This is a genomic window from Paenibacillus sp. IHB B 3415 (genome assembly GCF_000802655.2).
Classification (GTDB): Bacteria; Bacillota; Bacilli; order Paenibacillales; family Paenibacillaceae; genus Paenibacillus_AQ; species Paenibacillus_AQ phytohabitans.
The window spans coordinates 18,194-39,805 of sequence record NZ_JUEI01000049.1 but is presented as its reverse complement, the minus strand read 5'-3'; the positions used below and the strand labels follow the sequence as shown (position 1 = coordinate 39,805).

Genomic DNA, 21,612 nt, shown 5'->3' with positions numbered 1-21,612 from the left:
CTGGCACCTGAAGCCAGCGCGTCTGCCAATTCCGCCATGACCGCATATTATGTAGTTCAGTGATTCAATCACCGTAAATAAGACTATACTCTCTTTGAACATAAATTGCAAGCATTTTTTATTGGTGAGTATTCCAGGCCTATGAAAGTCCCGCAATCCACTCAATGACCCGCAAATAATAAGTATGGAATATTATTGAAATGCTTATTATTATAATGTATATTCCTCATATGGGTTAATAATATAAGGAGGGATAACATGGATTCTTTAGATTACAAAATCATCTCGGCAATAATGAATAACGGCAGGATCACCTGGTCCGAGCTTGCCGGACTGCTGGGTCTTTCTTCTCCTGCCACTGCAGACAGGGTTCGGCGGCTGGAAGAGCAAGGTGTAATTACCGGATATACGGCGCTGATCGACGCGGAATCGGCCGGTTACGGATTGGCTGCACTGATTGCCGTATCGCTGGAGCGGCCGGAACACCGGCAAGGCTTCATAGAACTCGTGATGAAGCTGCCGGAGGTTCAGGAATGCCATCACACTACCGGGGATGATGATTATGTCCTGAAGCTGCGCTGCCGGGGAACGCGGGATCTGGACCGGATCATCAGCGAGGAGATCAAAGGCCTGCCGGGTATCGTGCGGACCCGCACTACGATTATCCTCGGGACCGTCAAAGAAACTCCGCATGTACCGCTGCCCCCGGCAGAACGTACACCATGAATACATGGCTGGCCCTGTTAAGCGGCCTCAGCTTCGGCTTCATTGTTGCCGCTCCTGTCGGTCCGATGTCTCTGCTGTGCATGAACCGTACACTGAAGTCCGGCTTCACTGCCGGTCTCGCCACGGGCACCGGAATAGCGCTCGCTGACGCCTTCTATGCGCTCGTGACCGTCGCCAGCTTCCGGATTGTGAATGATTTCACCACCGTCTACGCCCTTCCGCTTCGTCTGCTCGGCAGCCTGTTTCTCGGCTATCTGGGGCTGCGGGCACTGTGGCCGGAGAAGCCCCCGGAAGAAGCAGCTGCCCCCGTTCGCAGCGGAATAACCTATAGCATGCTCTCAGCATTCCTGCTGACTCTGGCCAATCCGGCAACACTACTGTCCTTCATGGCGCTTGCCGCTTCACTGGGCCAGGCAATCAGCGCCTCCCTGTTTCTTCCGGCAGGTATTGCTCTGGGCTCCTTCGCCTGGTGGCTGCTGTTATCCGGCCTGATCTCCCTGATCAGGGGCAGGCTGTCCGGCAGCTTCAGCCGGCTCCTGAGCCTGGGCACCGCAATCATACTGGTTCTGTTCAGCTTATACGGCAGCTTCACCGTATTGTCCACTTATTGGAGGCAACTGTTATGAAGACCGCCCGCGGTTCCTCTTCTTATCCGGCCTCTGCTTTGCCACAAGAACCACAGCGTCACTCCCGGCCGCAAAGCCCGCTCCAGCTGGCGCATTTCCTGACCGGATATTTCATTTCCAGAATCGGAGACGCCCTATACACCTTTTGTCTGCCGCTGCTCTCCTACAGGCTGACCGGGTCTGTGCTGGTGATGAGCTCGCTGTTTGCCGTCAGTGTGCTGCCGGTTATTTTGTTTGCCCCTTTTGCCGGAGTGATCCTCGACCGGTTCAATCGCAAGCGGCTGATGCTCTGCGCAGATCTGATCCGAATGGGACTCATTGCCCTCATTCCTATACTGGCACATTACGGACTGCTCGCCATTTGGCATCTGTACGTCATTTCTCTGCTCTTATCCATTGTATCGACGGGTTATGATATAGCGGTTGTAACCCTAATCCCGGCGCTGTCCGGGAAGAATCTTACCCGGGGGAATGCCGGAGTTCAGACCGCAGGTCAGCTGGCCGATATGCTCGGACCGGCGGTCGCGGGAGGCTTGGCCTCGCTTATGAGCATTACTTCCATCCTGTGGCTGGATGTCGCTTCCTTCGCGGTCATTCTCTACGTTCTGTACCGGCTTCCGCAGGAACCCGCACGGACACGCAGCGCCAAGCCTGCTTTTGCCGCCGAAATGTCCCAGGGCTTCCTCTGGCTGATCCGCAGCCCGGTCCAATTGGCCCTATCATTCCAGGCAGCCATCGGCAACTTCGGCTACAGTGCAGCGTATGCCACCCTGACCTACTACCTGATTACCAATCTTCATTTAACTACAGGTCAAATGGGCATGACATATACCTTGCTCGCTGCCGGAGGAGTCGCCGGGAGCCTTGCGGTTATTTATCTCGACCGGCATTTCAGGCGCGGCCGCCTGATTCCGGTGCTGCTGCTGGCCGGAACCTGCGGATTTGTGCTGGCCGGCTTCAACGCCTCCTGGCTGGCGCCGGGAATCGGCTTCGGCCTGGTCGCTGCCTGCAACACCTCCTGGTCCGTCTTGTCCGCTTCCATCCGCCAGGAGAAGGTTCCGCCCGAGCTGCTCGGCAGAGTGCTGAGCTTCTCCAGAGTCGTCACCCGCACGGCTATGCCGGCCGGTGCATTACTCGGCGGCTGGATGAGCGGTGCATTGGCCCCCGGTGCAGTATTTCTGCTGGCCGCCGCCAAACTGATCGAGGTGCTTATTGCTGTTGCTTCACCAATCCGCAGATTGTGACTGGTGCCTACGCCAGTACCTTCAGCACATCCTCGATTTTACGCTGATGGGACAGCACACCATAATTCATCCAGGCCATGAAATCAACCTCGTACACACAGCGGTTGCGCACAGCGGGCAGGCTTCTCCATAGCTGTGTATCGAGCAGCTCCCGGCTTTCACCTTCCTGCTTGTCAAAAGTTATAAACAGATGATCTGCGGTCAGCTCAGACAATTCTTCACGGCTCAGGTTCACACGCTTTTGTCCCCGGGTAAGCCTGCTGACCAATCCATGCCGCTGGAGCCCCAGATCCTCATGCAGAACGCTTGCTGAATATCCCAGCTCATCACAGCCATACAGAGCAACTCCATAAGCGGAAATCCGCAGTAACGCTACCGTCTGTCCCCTGATGCTGCGGCTGAGCATCCGTTTGGCCTGCCGGGCCTGCTGCTCATAATGGCCGATGACCTCCTGCACCCGTTCCGTTCTGCCGAAGACAGCGGCTGCGGAGCGGAGTGTTGCCCGCCAGTCCTCCTGATGGAACGGAAGCCGGAGCAGCGGGGCCACCTGGCGGCATTCCCCCAGCTGCCAGCGCTGAAAGCCGTCATCCAGCATAATCAGCTCGGGCATATACCGGGAGAGTCCTTGCCAGTCTCCGCTCGAAATATCAAAGGCAGGAACCTGATCAAGACCCAGATACTCCTGCTTCCCCCACTGGGCATGACAATATTGCACCACCGGAGTAATCCCCAATGCCAGCAGATAATCCTCCAGAAAAGGGGCAAATACGCGAACTCCCTCCTGATGAAGGCTCCTGTATTGGCCCGGAGTTACACCAACCGTTCCTTTGAAGCGGCGGTTGAAATAATACTCATTGCTGTAGCCGACAGCCAGTGCAACATCATGCAGGCGGTCCCTGGTCAGCAGCAGCTGCTGCTGTGCCCGTTCAATGCGTAGTCCATTTAAGCGCTCCAAGGGAATCTGACCGGTAATCTCTCTAAAAAGCTGGGTATAACGCGCACGGCCAATCCCTGCAAGCTCAGCCAGCTGGTCGACAGATAAGGATTCATTGAAATGATCCTCCATATAGCGGATCGAACGCTCCACCGCCTCATGATCATCCCTGGTCTTCATCGCCGGAGAATTCGCCCGCATGATCAGCAGCAGGAGCTCCTGAAAGCGGGTCTGAGCTGCAAACCATTCAATATCCTCCGCACTCCTGCGGCTATGATAAATGGAATCCAGCAGCAGTACACACTGCGAATAAGGTCTGCAGTTAAGAAATCCAGGCCGGAGCATGCCATCTCCAGACTTCCTTTCCACTCCGTTATGTTTGCTGTCTCCGGTATGAATAACCTCAAAGCCAATCCGGTAAAAGCTGAGTCCCCGCTCTCCGGCCCGGATTCTGTTTAGAGATCCGGCCTCTATCAGAAATCCGGCACCTTTCTCCAAGGGATATTGTCTATCATCCGCTTTGAGCCAGCCCTGCCCTTCCGAAACTATAATTAATGTATGTTCCTTATACACATCAATCGGGTCATTTCCAGACGGGGACTGGGCAACGGTTTCTATGTTAATCAGGCTATAGAATAGCCTTCTTCCGGCATTTTCCTGTACTAGATCCGCCATTCCACCCCTCCTTATTGAGAATCATTATCACCAATTCAGTGTAAAACAAAAAAGAAGATCTATCAACTGTGCTGATAGACCTTCTTTTCACTTGCTTCATCAAAATTATGTTATTTCACCATTACCTTCAGCAGATCCTCAAGCTTCATCGTATTTGCCGTGATTGCACCGGACTGCCAGTGGGAACGTTCCATTCTGTAGATGTTCCCGTTCTTCACCGCAGGCAGGTTCTTCCACAGAGGGCCATCGAGAATCTGGATCGCCTCCTGATTAGCCGCAGTATCCCAGTCTCCGTTGTCAGGGAATACAATGATGTGATCCGCTTCAAGCGCTGGTATCACTTCTTCGGAAATAATGGACTGATATTCCGTCATCTCAGCGGCCATCGGGACAGGAGTCAGACCGAATTGATCATAGAGCACACCGGTAAAGCGGTTTTTGACTCCAAAAAGAGCAAAGGTTTTGTCCGCGACATTAAGCCGGATTACAGCTACCTTTTCCTGTCCCAGAGCCTGCTGCAGCTTGGCTTTACCATCGGCTACCTTCTGGTCATACTCCGCAAGCACAGCCTCGCCCTTCTCCGGAATACCCAGCGCGTCGGCAATCGCTGTGAGCATTAGCCTTGAATCCTGCAGCACGCTCTCAGGCAGGCGGTAAGTTGGCGCCACCTGAGAATATTGTTCATACTTAGCGGCATCTGCACCGCCATCGGTAATGATCAGATCGGGATTTTTGTCGAGCAACGCTTCCATACTGCCGCTGATATCGAATTCAGGCACGTCCAGATTCAGATAATCCTGCTTGCCCCAGCTTGGATGATACCACTGCACCACTGGAGTAACGCCAAGTGCCTTCAGATAATCTTCTACATAGATCCCAGCCACCCGCTTAGGATTTACGGGAATTTCTACATCTCCGAATTCTCCGGTAATCGTACGGGTCGCGCCTTCTTCTGAGGTATTATTGCTGCTCTCTGCAGGAGTAGTACTGGCTGCTGCCGCCTCTTCCGCCGCATTCCCTGTTTGGACAGCGTTGCCGTCCGCAGCCTTGTTAGTAGTCCCGCAAGCCGCCAAAGCGGACATTGCCAGCATAAGTACGATTGTCCAGATAAACTTCCGGCCCCGGTTTGTCATTTCTCTCTTCACTCCTATGTCTGTTTTCATTGATTATCATTCTCATGTAATCTTAATGACAATAGTAGCATGTCCTGATCAGCTTTCAATGCACTTTCTCTGCCAAAATCTTATACAAACTAAGCGTATTGAATTTAGCTGTAAGCGGGAACGACATTGCCGCCCTTTTGTATGGACGGTACCGTTTCAGTGAGAAATAGAGGGATAAGTGATCCTGTGAAACATATAAATTCTTGTAGTTATCAAAAAAATTGACCCCGCCAGCAAGTGGCGGAGTCCATAGTTCATAAACATATATAGCACATACAAGCTGAGGATATCCTTAATATACCATCCGATTGTAAATGGAATGTGTGAGGTAATCCATGAAAATAATAAATATATCCGTGTTCATTATAATCCGCTATCCCCCGTCACCCACGTATCTGTCGCGTCCGGCTCCCATTCCAGCCGCGAACAAGAGCACGCTTGCCGCCGCCAGCAGTGCCAGCGGTGTGTTCCAGCTGTTCGTAGCATCATGCAGCAGACCAAACAGTGCGGGTCCCATCGCGGCCAGCAGATAACCGGCAGACTGGGCCATGCCCGACAGCTCACTGGCTTCCTGCGTAGTCCGGGTGCGCAGGCTGAAGAACATCATCGCCAGTCCAAAGGCAAATCCCCCGCCGATTCCAATGCATACCGCCCATACCGCCATCAGCTCCGTGCTGCCCAGCCAGATTCCAAGGATGCCAATGATAAACAGAATAGAAGTAATGACTACCAGTAGGCGCTGGTTCTTCATCCGTCCGGCCCAGAGCGGTACAAAGAATGTAAACGGCAGCTGTGCCAGCTGCATCAGCGAGAGAATCCATCCCGCATGGCTGGAGGACATTCCCCGCTCCCCGAGAATAACCGAAAACCAGGCGATCAGGACATAGTAGAGCAACGACTGCAGCCCCATGAACAATGAAACCTGCCAGGCGAGCGGGGAGCGCCATACGCGCACGGCCGAAGACCGCACGGCGCCTGTACCGCTTGGGCTAAGGCTCTTCATCTGCGGAATCCATAACAGTGTAGCCAGCGCAGAGATGATAAACCATAAAGCCAGGGTTCCCCTCCATCCAAGCCCCGCTTGGGTAGCCAAAGGAATACTGATGCCTGAAGCAGCAGCTGCACATACATTCATGGAGACCGTGTAAATTCCGGTCATCAGGCCGATGCGGTGCGGGAATTTACCTTTGATCAGTCCAGGCAGCAGCACATTGCAGACGGCTATGGACAGGCCAATCATTGCCGTACCCGCAAACAAGGTGACGGTTCCTGAAGCCGAACGGACGAGTATTCCCATAGACAGCGTAAGCATAGCCAGCATCAGGATATTGGCAAGTCCCACTTTGCGGGCAAGCTGGGGCGCGAACGGAGATAATAGCGCAAAGGCCAGTAACGGCAAGGTCGTGATCGCTCCGGCCAGGGTATTAGACAATCCCAGGTCATCACGGATCGTCTCCAGCAGAGGTCCGACTGAAGTGAACGGGGCGCGCAGCGCAGCAGCGACACAAATAATGCCGGTGACAAGCATCCACCGGCTGGCGGTATTTGAATCATGCGCGGACAAGCCTGGCCCCGCTATGTTGCTTTTTTGACGGCTGAATTTCATGTTGTTCCTCCAAGGCCGCAGCAAAACACCCGTCAAGCCGGGGGCTTGTCAGGGAATTAAGCTGCTGTATGTATTAGACTTTCAGATCCATGGCACATGTGGCCATTATATCTCTTTACGCTGGAGGCTGCACAAATTTAAGTTAGTTCCGAGGGTTGACAATACGTCTGAACATCATCCGCAGCAGGAAAAACCAGAAAAACCCGCCGGTCGCTGCAACCGGCGGCAGTACACTTAAGGTGAAGCTAAATTATACCCAGAGAGATTTAGAGATGATTACGAGCAGGATGAAAAGAACCAGAATCGCGCCAGTGGAAGTGAAAACTCCGCCGTATCCCCCAATATTTTCGCTCATGTTAACTCCTCCTTTATACTTGAATACAGTTAAACTATGTGGAAAAAGCCTTTCGCGACTGGGTGAAACGGCAATAAGTCAGATGAATTACATGTAATTTTAAACATCTTACCGTTGACAAATCATGTAACCCTCTTTAGTATCCTAAGAATAAGGTTCACTTGAGAATCAATCTCAATAACCAGATACATAACACACTACAGAAAAGAGTGAACAAGAGATGCTGCGTCGTTTTTTCTCCTATTACCGCCCTTATAAGAAGCTGTTTATCCTCGACTTCACCTGTGCGGTAGGTGCCGGTCTGCTGGAGCTTGCTTTTCCCGTAGCGGTCAATAAATTCATTGATGATCTGCTGCCGGGTCAGGACTGGCCGCTGATTCTGATTGCCTGTGTGGTCTTGCTCGGAATTTACGCGCTGAATACGGCAATGAACTATGTTGTCACCTATTGGGGGCACATGCTGGGCATTAACATTGAGACCAATATGCGCAAAAAAATGTTCGATCATATTCAGAAGCTGTCCTTCCGCTTCTTCGATAATAACAAAACAGGTCATCTGCTCGGCAGAATTACCAATGACCTGAACGATATCGGCGAAGTGGCCCATCACGGGCCGGAGGATGTGTTCATCGCTGTCATGACACTGATCGGTGCATTTATTCTGATGGCGGATATCAATCTCCAGCTGGCTGTAATCACCTTCATCATCGTGCCGGTTATGGCCTGGGTCATCATCCATTTCGGCCGCAATATGACGGAAACTTACCATCGTCTGTTCAGCAATGTGGGTAACTTTAATGCCCGGATCGAGGACAATGTCGGCGGGATTCGCGTGGTTCAGTCTTTTGCCAATGAAGAATATGAGAAAGAGCTGTTCGCTGTGGACAACCAGAAATTTCGCCAGACCAAGCTGATGGCTTATAAGCTGATGGCCAAAAGCTCGTCGGTCAGCTATATGATGACCCGTCTGATTACCATTGTAGTGATGGTCTGCGGTGCCTGGTTCTTCATCCAGGGAGAGCTAGAGATCGGGGAATTTGTCGCTTTCATCCTGCTGGCTAACGTCTTCTTCCGCCCGATTGAGAAAATCAACTCCGTCATCGAGAGCTATCCGAAGGGGATTGCCGGGTTCAAGCGTTATCTTGAAGTGATTGATACCGAGCCTGATATCGCGGACAAGCCGGATGCTGTAGAAGTAGGCTCACTCCGCGGGGATATCAGCTTCAGCAATGTTAGCTTCGGCTATGAAGCGGACCGTACAGTGCTGGCGGATATCAGCCTGAAGGTTAATGCAGGTGAGACCATCGCCTTCGTCGGACCTTCCGGTGCCGGCAAAACAACGATCTGCAGCCTGCTTCCCCGCTTCTATGATGTGACCGGCGGAGCCATCTCCATCGATGGGATCGATATCCGCGATATGAAGCTCACCTCGCTGCGGAAGCAGATCGGGATCGTGCAGCAGGATGTATTCCTCTTCTCCGGCACGATCCGTGAGAATATCGCTTACGGTAAGCTGGATGCAGAGCTGCCGGAGATCTGGCAGGCCGCACGTCAGGCTCACCTGGAAGAACTGATCAACAGCCTGCCGAACGGGATGGATACCGTTATCGGGGAACGCGGCGTCAAGCTGTCCGGCGGACAGAAGCAGCGCCTGGCGATCGCCCGCATGTTCCTCAAGAATCCGCCGATTCTGATTCTGGACGAAGCCACCTCGGCCCTCGACACCGAGACCGAAGCGGCGATTCAGCAGTCGCTGGCTGACCTGTCCGTGGGCCGCACAACCCTTGTCATCGCCCACCGCCTGACAACGATCAAGAATGCCGACCGGATTATCGTGGTCAGCGAGGACGGCATCTCCGAGGAAGGCCGCCATGAGGATCTGGTGGGCGCCGGAGGCACTTATAGCCGCCTGTATCAGGCGCAGTATAATGCTTAGGAGTACACATTAAAAACCTTGCGAGATGCGGCCTGCGGGCTGCACTTCGCAAGGTTTTTTTCGTTCACGGGCCTAATTCCCGCAACCTCCCATGAACAGTTTCGTCAATTAGTATAAGTAGTTCAACTGAAGAAAGGCGGGAGTCTTAGGATGAAAATAAAAATACTCATCGTGCTAACGGCTATTATAGTTCTGTGCGGCTGCTCGGGCAATACTCGGATTAAGGGAGGCTCTGCAATTGATTGGGTGGATTTCCTAAAGTTAAATGGACATTCCTACACCGGATCTTGGGAAAACGTGATTAAGAATCCGGATCAAGTCACCACTGAGACTGTTGGTAAAGTGGACTTTAAAGTCGCGGATGTCGTTACTAATCCTCATTACCAGACGAAGGATGGTGATGCTGCCTTTTTGGAAAAAGGAACTAAGCTATACCGCATTGAAGGCTTTAAGACAGACGAAGTTATTGCCGCTAAAGATGAAACACGCATCGGCGGATACCGTTTATATGTGGAGGATGATTACTCCAATAACCTGCAGCAGCGATATAATGACGTCATTAAAGACATAATACAGCGGGTTGAACTATATCATCAGGATGATGTGAAGCCTTACAAAACTCTAACCGATGATGAAACCAAACGCTTCATCCACCTGCTGGAAAGCGGAAAAAACACGCAAAATTACAGCCCTCAGAATAAGGACGGTGATCCGGAATATTATCAGGTAGTCCTATATACCGGCGGGCCGTTTGCCTTCTCCTTTTCTCTTGCTGATGATGGTGTCAATGTGTTCTTTTCGCCTTGGGATACCAGAATTGTCGGCGACGAAATCCGAAGTCTAATACAACCTTAGAAACGGCCTATTCTTACCTGACAAGTTATAGGCTGAACTGTAATTTCTTTTATGCCTGCTTTCTTGTCTCATATAAGGTGAACGAATGTTGTATTGCATAAAGTACAATCAACCAAACTGTAAGGTTACCTATGCCCCCGCTTGTTCTTGTAAAAGAGTCATCTGCCTCATCAGCGTTAAGTGTGCTAATCATCAGTCCTGCCCAGAAAACGGATCGCCAGCTCTCTATAAAAGTCGATTGATTCCAGGTAGGCGTCTATATCCACCCATTCATCCGGCTGATGGGCGAGGCGGTGGTCGCCCGGACCATAGATCAGAACCGGGAGCCTGCCATTATCATGCAGCACGGAGCCGTCCGTGTAATAGGGTACGCCTTGAATTGGAGTTACGTCTCTTGCCGCATGAACCTCTGCTTCTTCACCAGGGCCTCCCGCTTGGCCCTGCCTCCTCTGCTGCGCAGCAATTTCCAAAGCCGTAGTAATCAAACGCTGGCCGGGATCAGTGTAGACCACACTCCGGTCCAGCAGCTGCTCCACCTGATAACGGTAGTCCGCATGACGCTGCCGGATCTCCTGGAGCTTGTTCTCAATCTCCCGCAGCAGCGGACCATGCTCCTGCGGCGGAACGGTGCGGATATCCACATCGATGGTGCAGGAATCCGGGACAACATTGGTCTGTACACCGCCGGTAATCTTATTCACGGACAGGCTGCTGGAACCAAGAACCGGATCAGTGGCCTGCCACTCCAGCGCATGGCGGTGGAGCAGCGAGATGATCTCCATCATGCCCTCCACCGCATTCAGGCCGAGCTGCGGCATGGAGCCGTGGGCGCTGCGTCCGAAGAGGGAAATACGCAGCCAGAGGGCGCCTTTGTGGCCGACCGCCACCCGGCTGCCCGTCGGTTCGCCGATGACGATCCCGTCCAGCTCCGGCAGGCTGTTCTGGTCCGCATACAGCCGTGCGCCGCAGCTGTCGACCTCTTCCCCGGCTGTCGCCAGGAAGACCAGATCACCGGCCAGCCGGAAGCCGTCCTGGTGCAGGGAAGCTGCGGCGAGCAGCATGGCGGCCAGGCCGCTTTTCATATCGGAGGTGCCCCGGCCGTACATCCTCCCCCCCTCAATCACCGCGCCATGCGGGGGATAGCTGCCTGCTGCTGCGCTCCAGGGACTGACCGTGTCAAGATGGCCGCAGAACATCAGCTTCCGGTTGCCGGAGCCGGCAATCACCGCCTCCAGGTTGCTCCGCCCCTGCTCTACAATCGTAATGGTGCTGGATATGCCCAGCTCCCTCAACACCTCCTGCAGCAGCAGAGACAGCTTGTGCTCATTGCCGGGAGGATTACAGGTATCCACCTCAATCAGGCGCTGCAGAAAAGGCACGGCAAACTCGCGGCTTCTCACACTTTTCATAGTCCACCATCCTCCTTGGTTAGGTAGTTTCAGTTCAATTTAATCCAGTTCAACTTACTTTCATACAGGCTTCCAGCACGCCTATCCAGACCACGCATATAGCTTACGTTGAAATCTACGTGATTCTGAACCTTTTCGCAGCCGCAAAAGTCACGTTGTCCACGGTCAGCCGTATCCCTCAGGAAAAACCTTGGCGCCGTTAAACGTATCAGCTCCTTTCCCTCCAACATTTTCTGGATGATCGGCTTCCCCAGCTAACGGTGACCCATTGTATTCGGTTTTTCGCATACATTTGGCCCGTTTGCTCCATTCGTGGCACATTGTATTCGGTTTTTCGCATACATTAGGCCCGTTTACTCCATTGGCGACACATTGTATTCGGTTTTACGCATACATTTGGCCCTTTTACTCTATTGCCGACACATTGTATTCGGTTTTTCACATACATTTGTTCGCAGGCTCTCATACATCGCAAAAAAGCCGCCACCCCGTATAACAATTGGTGTGACAGCTCTTGGAAACAGCTTATTTTTTGGCGATATGGCACTTCAGCAGCTTGCCCTTCACGGTTGTCTCCTTCATCGCCTGCAGCACAAGCGATCCCTTGCCGTTCAGAATATCGACGTAGGTTACGTTGTCCTGGATCGTGATGATTCCGATGTCCGCCGCCGTGATGCCCTCAAGCTTGGCGATAGTGCCGACGAAATCGACCGCGCGGAGCTTCTTTTTCTTGCCGCCGTTGAAGTAGAGCTTCATGATGTCCTGGTTCATGACCTCGGTTTTGCCGGCTTTGCGGACCTGCTGCTTGCCCAACTTCAGATCGAAGGCCGGTTTGGCATAGGCCACGGCATCATCCGAAGGAGCTTTCATCTCCGGCAGGGTGAAGCCGATGTAGCCTTCGATTTCCTTGACCCATTTGTGCTCATTCGGCGTAACGAAGGTGATCGCTTTGCCGCTTTTGCCTGCGCGGGCGGTCCGGCCGGTGCGGTGGACGTAGCTCTCTTTTTCCAGCGGGATATCGTAGTTAATGACATGGGTGATGTTCTCGATATCAATCCCTCTGGCTGCAACGTCGGTGGCGATCAGATAACGGAACTGGCCCCGCTTAAAAGCATTCATGACCTCAAAACGCTCGTCCTGCTCCATGCCGCCGTGGATTTTGTCCACAGGATATTCCAGATCCGCCATTCCGCGGAAGAGGGCATTCACCTGCTCCTGGGTGCGGCAAAAAATAATACAGCTATCCGGATTCTCCACCGTCAGCAGGTCGCTCAGCAGTCCAAACTTGGCAGCTTGTCTCACTTCAATCAGCGCATGCTCAATCGACGCCGTCGTAATCCCGCTGGCTTCGATCTCGATATCCACCGGCTCCGTCATGTACTTACGGCACAGATTCTTAATCACTTCCGGCAGCGTCGCCGAGAACAGCATCGTTACACGTTCCTTAGGCAGCTGCTTGATAATCTTCTCAATCTGCTCAATGAAGCCCATGCTGAGCATTTCGTCCGCTTCATCAATCACCAGATATTTAATCCGGCTAAGGTTCAGCGTTCCGCGGTCGATATGGTCAAACACACGGCCCGGCGTGCCAACGACCACATGCGTCTTCTGGGTAAGCTCAATCTTCTGCGGGGCAAAAGGCTGCTTGCCGAACAGGGCTACCGCCTTAATCCGCTTGAAGCGCCCGATGTTCGTAATGTCCTCCCGTACCTGCTGGGCCAGCTCCCGGGTTGGGGTCAGCACCAGCGCCTGGGGTTTGTTCTCATTCCAATCGACCAGCTCACAGAGCGGAATGGCGAAGGCTGCGGTTTTGCCGCTGCCCGTCTGTGACTTCACGATCAGATCCTGCGCCTTCAGCGCTACCGGAATGACCTTCCGCTGCACCTCTGTGGGGTCCACGTACTTCAGAACCTCCAGCGCGCGGATAATCTCTTCATCCAAACCATAATCACTAAACTGTACTTGTACTTCACTCATATTGTATCCAACCTCTTCTATGCCGATTGTTCCGGTTCAAGCGGGGTCTCCCGCGTTCCATCCATCTTGCGCATTATTCCATTATAACACCTACTCTGCCCCTTGATTCCATTCCTTATGAAATTGCTCCAAAAAAATCAGCATAAACTGATGCCGCTCCTCCGCCAGCTGTTTGCCGTAAGAGGTGTTCATGAGGTCCTTCAGCTTAAGCAGCTTCTCATAAAAATGATTGACCGCCGTTCCCTTGGAATAGTTGCGGTATTCCTCTTTTAGCGATTCGTCCCTTGGCGGAATTTCCGGATCATAGACCGGACGGCCCTTCGCTCCTGAAAAGACCATTGTACGCGTAATCCCGATCGCCCCCAGCGCATCCAGACGGTCCGCATCCTGCACCACTTGTCCTTCCAGCGTAGACATTGGTGCACCACCGCCGCCGCTGAACGACATCGTCCCGATAATCTCCATAATCTGCTTGTTTGCAGCTTCATCCGGGAGATGTGCGGCCAGCCAAGTTTGTACTTTGAGCAGTCCTGCTTCTTTGGAGGGATTCAGCTTCTCGTCAGCCACATCATGCAGTAGCGCGGCGATTGTGGATATTACAACATTAGCCCCCTCCATCCCTGCGATCAGCGCCGCTGTATTGCGCACGCGGTTAGTGTGAAACCAGTCATGGCCGGTGGTATCCTGTCCGAGTTGCTCCTTGGCGAAGTTCTCTGCTTCTGTGATAAGCTCTGTATGATTCATTATGATTGCTCCTTTGTGAAAATAGGGATATAGGTGTTGCACAGCTGTCCCTGATCCGCTATAATGTGCAGTAATTAAAAGCTGAAGGGAGTTGATTCACATGAACTGCCTGTCCATCATAACGAATCAACTTCATCATCACAAGCAGCGTTAGCACACACCTGAATTCATTCAGGGAGGGCTAACGCATTTCGCGTTTGACCTCCCTGCGGCATATCGAAGCGCGCGGGACCACGGGGTCCGGCGCGTTTTTTATTTTACCGGAATTCAATAACAAGGGAGCTGCTAATAATGCAAAATATTAAAGGAACTTATGATTATTTCGGCCGCGAACAGGCCATCCGCCAGAATGTCCGGACCACACTCCAGGAACTGTTCGAGCTGTACAGCTTCGAGTCGATGGATACCACGCTGCTGAACGAGCTGGAGCTGCTGACCTCCAAATACGCCGGGGGCGATGAGATTCTCCGCGAAATGTATCAGCTGGCTGATCAGGGCGGACGCAGGCTTGGGCTGCGGTACGATCTGACGATCCCTTTTGCCAAGGTGATTGCCATGAATCCGGGGATTGAATTCCCATATCGGCGTTATGAGATCGGCAAGGTGTTCCGGGATGGGCCGGTCAAAAAAGGGCGGCTGCGCGAATTCCTGCAATGTGACGCCGATGTGGTCGGCATTGCCGGCCCGCAGGCCGAAGCGGAGCTGATGCAGCTGGCCGTGGAAGTCTTCCGCAGACTGAAGATTCCGGTGGTGCTGAAGTGGAACAACCGCCGGTTCCTGGGTGAAATTCTCGGTGCGGTCGGCGTTCCGCCGGAGGAGCAGCTGTCCGTAATGCTGACCCTCGACAAGCTGGCCAAAATCGGCAGCGGCGGGGTGCTGGCAGAGCTGACGGACAAGCAGCTGACGGCTGACACGGTTCAGCGGATTGCCGAGCTGCTTACGCTTAACAATCCGGGGTTCGGGCAGCTGGTGGAAAGATATAAGCTGGACGGGCAGCCCGGTGCGCTTGAAGTGCTCGCGCTGCAGCAGCTAATTGATGCGATTAGCCTTAGCACAGTGTGCGTCTTCGATCCTTTTCTCTCGCGCGGCCTCTCATTCTATACCGGGACCGTCTATGAAATCTTTGATGCTTCCGGCAGCTATACCTCAAGCCTGGGCGGCGGGGGCAGATATGATGCAATTATCGGGAAGCTAGTCGGGCGTGATGATATAGAGTACCCTACGGTCGGCATCTCGTTCGGGATGGAGTCGATCATGGCCCTGCTGGGCGAACGTCCGGTGGATACGGCAGACCGTTCCGGGGTCCTGATCATTCCCATCGGCGGATACCTGCCGGAGGCTCTGGTTGCCGCCGCTGCGCTCCGGGCCGCCGGCATCCGCACGGGTGTAGACACCGGCTCGCGCAAGCTCAAAAAAACGCTGGCATCAGCGAGTGCCAAAGGCATACGGTATGTGATTATGGTTGGTGAGAGCGAGGCGGCTGAGGGCAAGCTGCGGCTCAAGGATATGACGCTGGGGAGCGAGAGATTGGTTACGGTGGGGGAGGCGGCTCAGTTGACTGCCGGGTAAAACTTGTTGAGTCTGCTCCAGGTCCAAATTCACTGTCAGACAGACAAGTTTGCATACGCTCCACTCACCAGCTTCTGAATACAGATGCCGGCGGCTGATAGTTGTACGTTTTGCAGGATTGCTATCAGCTCGACCTCTGGGACAGCTCATTGTTGTAATTTGTGCAAGATTTCCGTCAGCCGGGTGCGCCGAGCCGAAAATGTTGTACTTTTTGCAGGATTTCCGCTCATTTGGCGGCTGCATTCACAAATTGTTGTACTTTTTGCAAGATTATCATCAGATTGGCGCATCCCGGGCACAGATTGTTGCATTTCGTACAACAATTCCCTAAAACGGGATTTAAAAAGCACCGATTGTTGTATTTAGTGCAGGATTTCGCATAGCTCCATGCTAAAAAGTAATAAAGCTGCCTCCGTACGATTTCCGTACCGGAAGGCAGCTTTTCTATAGCCTGGACTTAACAGCATGAGCTTCGCCTAACTATTCCTACGCTTATTTCCCCTCATTAATAGCCCGAATCAGCTCCAGCGGCAGCTTCGGTACGCGGTCATACGTCAGCAGGCCGTTGATCTCCTGCTCCACATCCGTGAGCTGAGTATAGCAATACCCCTGCACTACTCCAGAGAACAGCAGCGGCTGTATTACCGCCCGCAGACGCGCAGCGTAGTCCTCATCGTTCTCCGCGCCGGAGTAGCCCCAGCCGTCCCAGTCGCTTTTTTTGTAGGCGACGCCGCCGAATTCTGTGATGAGAATCGGCTGGTCCGCATACGGGAAGCCTTCTACCGCCAGCTTGCGGTTACCCGGCAGGCCGCTGACGGCCAGCTCCACGGAGGAATACCGCTGTTCCAATACCTCGCGCCGCCACTCGTAATCGTGGATATTGAACAGGTCTGTGGTGACCAGCTCCCATCCGTCATTGGAGACAACCGGCCGCGTCCCGTCCAGCGACTTGGTCAAATGGTACATCGCCTGGGCATGCTGCTGCTGCTGTTTGTCGGTGGCGATGTTCGGCACGCCCCAGCTCTCGTTCAGCGGAACCCAGACCACAATCGAAGGATGGTTGTAATCTCGTTCGATGCTCTCCTGCCATTCCTGCGTGAAGCGGCGGACATACTCTTCCGAGTATTCATAGGCATTGGCCGCTTCGCCCCAGACGAGTAAGCCCAGCTTGTCACACCAGTACAGGTAACGCGGGTCCTCCAGCTTCTGGTGCTTGCGCGCACCGTTAAAGCCCATCTCCTTGGTCAGCTCGACATCGCGGCGGATCGCCTCATCGCTGGGCGGTGTCAGGTTGCCGTCCGGGAAATACCCCTGATCCAGCACCAGCTTCATGAAATAAGGGCGGTTGTTGAGGCAGAGTCTGCCGCTTTCGACCGAGGTTTTGCGCATACCGAAATAACTGGTTACCTGATCCAGCACCTTCCCGCCATCCAGCAGGGTAAAAGTGACATCATAGAGATTCGGCTGCTCCGGCGACCACCAGTGCCCGTGCCCATGGTCATTGAAATCACTGAGGGTAATGCTCCGGGACTCTTCCGGGTTGCGCACAGAGTACACATCACTTGAAATCGGCTGGCCCTCAAACGTGATCTCCACCTGAAGTTTCAGGAATTCACTGTTCAGCTCTCCATTACTGGTTAGCGCACCTTTAATGAAGGAGCGGATTTCGATGCTCTTGCGGTCAATATCCGGCGTCAGCTTCACCTTGCCGAGATATACGGAGGATACCGCCTCCATCCACACCGTCTGCCAGATCCCCGTAGTCCGGGTATAGAAAATGCTGGCCGAATCGCTTTTCCAATATTGCTTGCCCCGGGGCAAAGTCACGTCCTTGCTGTAATCCACAGCTTTGACCACCAGAATATTAGGCTGGCCCGCAGGTGCCAGTGCGGCGCTAATCCCGGCATGGAACGGCGTATGCCCGCCCGCATGCTTCGCGACCAGGATCCCGTTGAGCCAGACAGAGGCTTCGTAATCCACAGCACCGAAATGCAGCAGAATCTCTTGTCCTTCAAAAGCCTCCGGGATCTCCAGCTCCCGCCGGTACCAGACGATGTCATGAAATCCGGGATCAGCGATCCCGCTCAGGCTGCTCTGAAAAGCAAACGGAACCTGTATCCGCTGGGCCAGCGGTTTATTTCCCAGATGCCACTGTTCCCGGCTGCCTACATTGTCGTCATCGAAAGCAAACTCCCATTCCCCGTTCAAATTCACCCAGTTGTCGCGCATGAATTGCGGACGCGGATATTCCGCACGTTGCTGATTCGTCATTATTCCATCCTCCAGTTTCCCGTGTGATTAGATTTCATTGCGATCAGCCTTGCTACAGTCCTTATTAGTCCTTACTTTCACTCCCGGCCATCCATAGAAGCCGCCTGCGCCTTGCGTGTGCTATCCCTGTATTCTTTCGGTGAAAGACCACTGCAGTTCTTGAACACCCGGTTGAAGTGGCGCACATTGCCAAAGCCCGTCTCCTCAGCGATCCTGCTGATCTTCTCCCCTGTGAAGGCCAGCTTCTTGCGGGCCTCTTCCATCCGGATATGCGTCAGAAATTCGATAAAAGTAACGCCTGTCTTCTGCTTGAATAGATTGCTGAAATAAGCCGGGTTCAAATAAACCTCGTCCGCCACTTCCTTGAGGCTCAGCGGATGATCATAATGCTGCGAAATGTAGCGCTGGGCAGCGACAACCGGATCAATATCCTTCGCCTCTCTGGACTTCGCAATGCAGCCGGTCAGGGTAAGCAGCAGCCCCCGGCATTTCTCGGCCAGCTCCTGCCGTGAAGAGAGGCTGCATACATCGAACAGCACCTTGCGGATATCCTTCGATCCCAGCCACGATTCCGTAACCTCAAGCTCTTCGGACAGCTCGTAATAGTACAGCAGCAGCTTGCAGATCTGCTGATGAATACTCTCCGGTGAATTCGCCATACTGCACAGCTCTTCAATCATATGTTCAACAATCGGGCCGATGCTGGCCACTCTGCCTCCGGTAATCGACTTCTCCAGCATCTCCCATGACCATTTCAAAGGCCCGCTTCCGGAATGGGGGCGCTCTGTCATTTTGGCATAATCGAGCAGCTTGTCACCGCCTTCGATTAACCGGTATAGGAGGGCAATTCCGGCTTCATTATAAGCTTTCGGAATGCCCGGCAGCCCTTCCGCCGGATTACTGACCCCGATGGTTACCGTCAGGTTGGACAAAGAGCGGATCTGCCTGCGGATCAGGTCGCCCAGAGCTCCCGGTGCCGATAAGGAATGCTGCGGCTCAGCTATGTTCAGCAAAGCCACCACCTCGGTATCCGACAGCACGAAGCTTATGCCTGTAGCATGGCGGTCAATCATTTCCTGGACTACTTGCTGGATATACAGAAGGAACAGGGAGGCATCGCCCCGCTGATAACGCTCCTTCTCCACCGAATGCTTATCCAGCTTGATCACCATGCAGATGAAGTAGGGATGCCCGAAGGCGAAGCCCATCTCCCGCAGCAGCTGCAGGTCGCTGTCTTCTGTTTTGCCTTTCAGCAGACTCTCGATCAGATGACCGGCCACATGCCGCTTCAGCACAGGCTGGACCTGCCACGGTTCTTCCTTGCGCGCCGGCAGTGCCTTGCGCTCGGCCAGTTCCCGCCCCAATCTCTCCAGCACACGCCCCAGCTCCTGCCGTTCGACCGGCTTCATCAGATAATCCTTTGCTCCCTGACGCATGGACTGCTGCACATAAGCGAACTCGTCATAGCCGCTGACCACGACGGTCATCAGATCCTTGAACCGCCCCCCGGCCATCTGCTGCAGCTGAATCCCGTCCATCCGCGGCATGCGGATATCAGTGAGCAGCACTTCAGGCGACAGCTCGGCCAGCTTGTCAAGCGCATCATAGCCGTCAGCGGCTTCACCGACCACCTCCCAGTTCCCCTCCAGGCTGGTGATCATTTTGCGCAGACCTTTGCGGAAGACAGATTCATCGTCAACAATCAGTATTTTAGGCAACTCCGTCATCCTCCCTTGCTCTGCCCTGATGGGTAATAACCGGCAGCTTGAGCACTGCCTTGAAGCCCTGATACGGCATACTCTCCAGCGTAAGACCATACTCATCGCCATAATGCAGCACAATCCGGCGGTGAACATTCAGCAGACCGTTGCCTGAGCGTCCACCCAGCTCCTTCGTATTCCGCAGATGCAGCCGGAGCGCCTCAAGCGCTTCCGCATTCATGCCGATGCCGTCATCTTCAACGGCGATTCTAAGCACCTGATCGCTGCTGTCTGCAGTCAGCGATATGCGGCCCCGGCCAACACCTTTGTCCAGTGCATGATTGATTGCATTCTCCACCAGCGGCTGGATCATCAGCGGAATGACCTGGCAGCCGAGCAGCGAAGGTTCGATTGTCATCGTGAAGTGAATGCGTTCTTCATAGCGCATCTGCTGGATTGCCATATATCCGCCGACATGGTCCAGCTCATCCTGAAGCGTCACATGCTCCTTGCGCCCGCTGAGGCTGTAGCGCAGCAGCTTGCTGAGATTGTTGGACATCGTAATAATCTCCGGACTTCCCTCAAGCTCGGCGTACATGCTGATGGAGCCCAGTGTGTTGTACAGAAAATGCGGATTGATCTTGCTCTGCAGCGCGGCAATCTGCGCATCCTTCTCCCGGATCTCCGTCTCATAGAGCAGATATCCCAGTTCGCTGAGCTTGGCGAGCATGCCGTTGAACGAATGGCCCAGCATCCCTACCTCGTCCGTACCGCTCACCGGAAAAGCCCTGCTGAGGTCTCCCCGCTCGACACTGCGCATTAGCCGGCTTAGCTTGCGCAGCGGCTGGGTGATCCGGTAGGCGATAAACACATACAGCAGCAGGGCCAGACCTACACAGATGATGCCAATGAGAATAATGTAGGTGCGCAGAACCTCGGTATCTTTCATCAGACTGGAGACCGGTACAACGCCCACCGTGGTCCAGCCAGTCACTTCAGAAGTTACGTGGGCCATCAGCAGCCCTTCCCCCTCCGACTTCACATGTCTTACCCCTTCACTGGCATTATCCGGAGACAGGGAAGGCGCTGCCTGTGGCAGTCCATGATCCTTACCGATGACCAGTTTGCCGGAATCATCCGTAATGTACAGCAGCTCCTTGGCGTCCAGCTTTACTTTGGACAGAATCTCACTGATGAACTTGGGGTCCACATCAATGACGATGTACCCGAGGGTCACACCGTCATCGAAGCTGCGCAGCTCCCGCACAATGGAGAAGGCCTGATACACATTTCCGCCGCTTGAGCTTAAGTCATGTGTGGCAACATATACGGGCTGCCCGTAGTGACCCTTGAACTTGTTCAGCCAGCTGACATTTTCATCGAGCTTATAGGTCGTCACATACTGGCTCTCCGGCATGACCACATAAGAAGCCCCGCCCGTACCATACAGGGAGACACCCAGAATATCTACCCGGCCGTTCAAAAATACCTGAGTGACGAAGCTGTTCAGTCCATTAATCTCATCCAGTGTCAGCGGTTCACCGGAGGTACGCTTGGTAGCCAGATAATCGGTTACTTTCGGATATTGATACGGCATCACGGTCAGCCGGTTCAGCTCATTCATATAGGTGTCGATATTCAGGGTAAGCTGCTTCAGCGTCTGAAGCTGATAATCGCCAACCTTGCGCTCCGTCGTTTCGGTGAAGCGGGCGAAGGCGAAATAGCCCATCAGCCCCAGCGGCAGCACAATGAATACCACATTGATAAGAATAAGCTTGCGCGCGAGCGCCAGATTCCTGAACCAGCCGCGAAATGATTTCAA

Annotated in this window: 16 protein-coding genes; 6 read left to right on the top strand and 10 right to left on the bottom strand. The window is 53.7% G+C overall.

What is annotated here, in order from left to right; all coding sequences use genetic code 11:
• The first annotated feature begins 258 nt into the window (after window positions 1-258).
• From QW71_RS21085 to QW71_RS21075, 3 genes are read left to right on the top strand one after another with little or no spacing between them, the layout of a single operon-like run.
• Entirely contained in the window at window positions 259-726 is a 468-nt protein-coding gene (locus QW71_RS21085) for an Lrp/AsnC family transcriptional regulator (RefSeq protein WP_039303216.1), read from the top strand.
• Window positions 723-1,352, top strand: coding sequence for a LysE family translocator (locus tag QW71_RS21080; protein WP_039303213.1), 630 nt, complete (start codon window positions 723-725; stop codon window positions 1,350-1,352). Before QW71_RS21085 ends, QW71_RS21080 begins: the two co-directional genes overlap by 4 nt.
• Entirely contained in the window at window positions 1,349-2,596 is a 1,248-nt protein-coding gene (locus QW71_RS21075) for an MFS transporter (protein ID WP_052770115.1), read from the top strand. Before QW71_RS21080 ends, QW71_RS21075 begins: the two co-directional genes overlap by 4 nt.
• Before the next feature lie 7 nt (window positions 2,597-2,603).
• On the opposite strand, the gene QW71_RS21070 is transcribed toward QW71_RS21075, so the two are convergent.
• The 4 genes from QW71_RS21070 to QW71_RS41000 all read right to left on the bottom strand — a co-directional run bounded on the left by QW71_RS21070 (window position 2,604) and on the right by QW71_RS41000 (window position 7,329).
• Window positions 2,604-4,205, bottom strand: coding sequence for a helix-turn-helix domain-containing protein (locus QW71_RS21070; protein WP_039303210.1), 1,602 nt, complete (start codon window positions 4,203-4,205; stop codon window positions 2,604-2,606).
• A gap of 110 nt (window positions 4,206-4,315) precedes the next feature.
• Window positions 4,316-5,338 (bottom strand): ABC transporter substrate-binding protein, encoded by a 1,023-nt coding sequence (locus QW71_RS21065; RefSeq protein ID WP_039303207.1) that lies wholly within the window; start codon window positions 5,336-5,338, stop codon window positions 4,316-4,318.
• 403 nt (window positions 5,339-5,741) lie between these two features.
• Window positions 5,742-6,974, bottom strand: a complete 1,233-nt coding sequence (locus QW71_RS21060) for an MFS transporter (RefSeq protein WP_047013892.1) — start codon at window positions 6,972-6,974, stop codon at window positions 5,742-5,744.
• A 250-nt stretch (window positions 6,975-7,224) separates the two neighbouring features.
• Window positions 7,225-7,329, bottom strand: coding sequence for a sporulation protein YjcZ (locus tag QW71_RS41000; RefSeq protein WP_200905951.1), 105 nt, complete (start codon window positions 7,327-7,329; stop codon window positions 7,225-7,227).
• Between the two features lie 220 nt (window positions 7,330-7,549).
• On the opposite strand from QW71_RS41000, the gene QW71_RS21055 reads away from it, so the two are divergent.
• Window positions 7,550-9,265 (top strand): ABC transporter ATP-binding protein, encoded by a 1,716-nt coding sequence (locus QW71_RS21055; RefSeq protein ID WP_039303204.1) that lies wholly within the window; start codon window positions 7,550-7,552, stop codon window positions 9,263-9,265.
• A gap of 150 nt (window positions 9,266-9,415) precedes the next feature.
• On the top strand, window positions 9,416-10,120 hold the full coding sequence (locus QW71_RS21050) for a hypothetical protein (RefSeq protein WP_039303201.1): 705 nt from the start codon (window positions 9,416-9,418) through the stop codon (window positions 10,118-10,120).
• 185 nt (window positions 10,121-10,305) lie between these two features.
• On the opposite strand, the gene QW71_RS21045 is transcribed toward QW71_RS21050, so the two are convergent.
• The 3 genes from QW71_RS21045 to QW71_RS21035 all read right to left on the bottom strand — a co-directional run bounded on the left by QW71_RS21045 (window position 10,306) and on the right by QW71_RS21035 (window position 14,250).
• On the bottom strand, window positions 10,306-11,529 hold the full coding sequence (locus QW71_RS21045; protein ID WP_039303199.1) for a M20 family metallopeptidase: 1,224 nt from the start codon (window positions 11,527-11,529) through the stop codon (window positions 10,306-10,308).
• Window positions 11,530-12,054: 525 nt separating this feature from the next.
• Window positions 12,055-13,506, bottom strand: a complete 1,452-nt coding sequence (locus QW71_RS21040) for a DEAD/DEAH box helicase (protein WP_039303196.1) — start codon at window positions 13,504-13,506, stop codon at window positions 12,055-12,057.
• Between the two features lie 90 nt (window positions 13,507-13,596).
• Window positions 13,597-14,250 (bottom strand): HD domain-containing protein, encoded by a 654-nt coding sequence (locus QW71_RS21035; RefSeq protein WP_039303194.1) that lies wholly within the window; start codon window positions 14,248-14,250, stop codon window positions 13,597-13,599.
• Between the two features lie 291 nt (window positions 14,251-14,541).
• On the opposite strand from QW71_RS21035, the gene QW71_RS21030 reads away from it, so the two are divergent.
• Window positions 14,542-15,819, top strand: a complete 1,278-nt coding sequence (locus QW71_RS21030) for a histidine--tRNA ligase (protein ID WP_039303190.1) — start codon at window positions 14,542-14,544, stop codon at window positions 15,817-15,819.
• Between the two features lie 492 nt (window positions 15,820-16,311).
• Here the strand turns inward: QW71_RS21030 and QW71_RS21025 are convergent, their stop codons facing one another.
• The 3 genes from QW71_RS21025 to QW71_RS21015 form a co-directional block, all read right to left on the bottom strand.
• Window positions 16,312-18,090 carry a sugar-binding domain-containing protein gene (locus tag QW71_RS21025; RefSeq protein ID WP_200905950.1) on the bottom strand — a complete coding sequence of 593 codons (1,779 nt, stop codon included), beginning with the start codon at window positions 18,088-18,090 and terminating at the stop codon, window positions 16,312-16,314.
• A 77-nt stretch (window positions 18,091-18,167) separates the two neighbouring features.
• Window positions 18,168-19,808, bottom strand: coding sequence for a response regulator (locus tag QW71_RS21020; protein ID WP_047013891.1), 1,641 nt, complete (start codon window positions 19,806-19,808; stop codon window positions 18,168-18,170).
• Window positions 19,801-21,612, bottom strand: coding sequence for a sensor histidine kinase (locus tag QW71_RS21015; protein WP_235441516.1), 1,812 nt, complete (start codon window positions 21,610-21,612; stop codon window positions 19,801-19,803). The genes QW71_RS21020 and QW71_RS21015 overlap by 8 nt, the downstream gene beginning before the upstream one ends.

What these genes read in the sequence shown, in the direction of transcription:
- QW71_RS21085 (WP_039303216.1), top strand. Translation starts at nt 259, where the DNA reads ATGGATTCTTTAGATTACAAAATCATCTCGGCAATAATGAATAACGGC.
- QW71_RS21080 (WP_039303213.1), top strand. Translation starts at nt 723, where the DNA reads ATGAATACATGGCTGGCCCTGTTAAGCGGCCTCAGCTTCGGCTTCATT.
- QW71_RS21075 (WP_052770115.1), top strand. Translation starts at nt 1,349, where the DNA reads ATGAAGACCGCCCGCGGTTCCTCTTCTTATCCGGCCTCTGCTTTGCCA.
- QW71_RS21070 (WP_039303210.1), bottom strand. Translation starts at nt 4,205, where the DNA reads ATGGCGGATCTAGTACAGGAAAATGCCGGAAGAAGGCTATTCTATAGC.
- QW71_RS21065 (WP_039303207.1), bottom strand. Translation starts at nt 5,338, where the DNA reads ATGACAAACCGGGGCCGGAAGTTTATCTGGACAATCGTACTTATGCTG.
- QW71_RS21060 (WP_047013892.1), bottom strand. Translation starts at nt 6,974, where the DNA reads ATGAAATTCAGCCGTCAAAAAAGCAACATAGCGGGGCCAGGCTTGTCC.
- QW71_RS41000 (WP_200905951.1), bottom strand. Translation starts at nt 7,329, where the DNA reads ATGAGCGAAAATATTGGGGGATACGGCGGAGTTTTCACTTCCACTGGC.
- QW71_RS21055 (WP_039303204.1), top strand. Translation starts at nt 7,550, where the DNA reads ATGCTGCGTCGTTTTTTCTCCTATTACCGCCCTTATAAGAAGCTGTTT.
- QW71_RS21050 (WP_039303201.1), top strand. Translation starts at nt 9,416, where the DNA reads ATGAAAATAAAAATACTCATCGTGCTAACGGCTATTATAGTTCTGTGC.
- QW71_RS21045 (WP_039303199.1), bottom strand. Translation starts at nt 11,529, where the DNA reads ATGAAAAGTGTGAGAAGCCGCGAGTTTGCCGTGCCTTTTCTGCAGCGC.
- QW71_RS21040 (WP_039303196.1), bottom strand. Translation starts at nt 13,506, where the DNA reads ATGAGTGAAGTACAAGTACAGTTTAGTGATTATGGTTTGGATGAAGAG.
- QW71_RS21035 (WP_039303194.1), bottom strand. Translation starts at nt 14,250, where the DNA reads ATGAATCATACAGAGCTTATCACAGAAGCAGAGAACTTCGCCAAGGAG.
- QW71_RS21030 (WP_039303190.1), top strand. Translation starts at nt 14,542, where the DNA reads ATGCAAAATATTAAAGGAACTTATGATTATTTCGGCCGCGAACAGGCC.
- QW71_RS21025 (WP_200905950.1), bottom strand. Translation starts at nt 18,090, where the DNA reads ATGACGAATCAGCAACGTGCGGAATATCCGCGTCCGCAATTCATGCGC.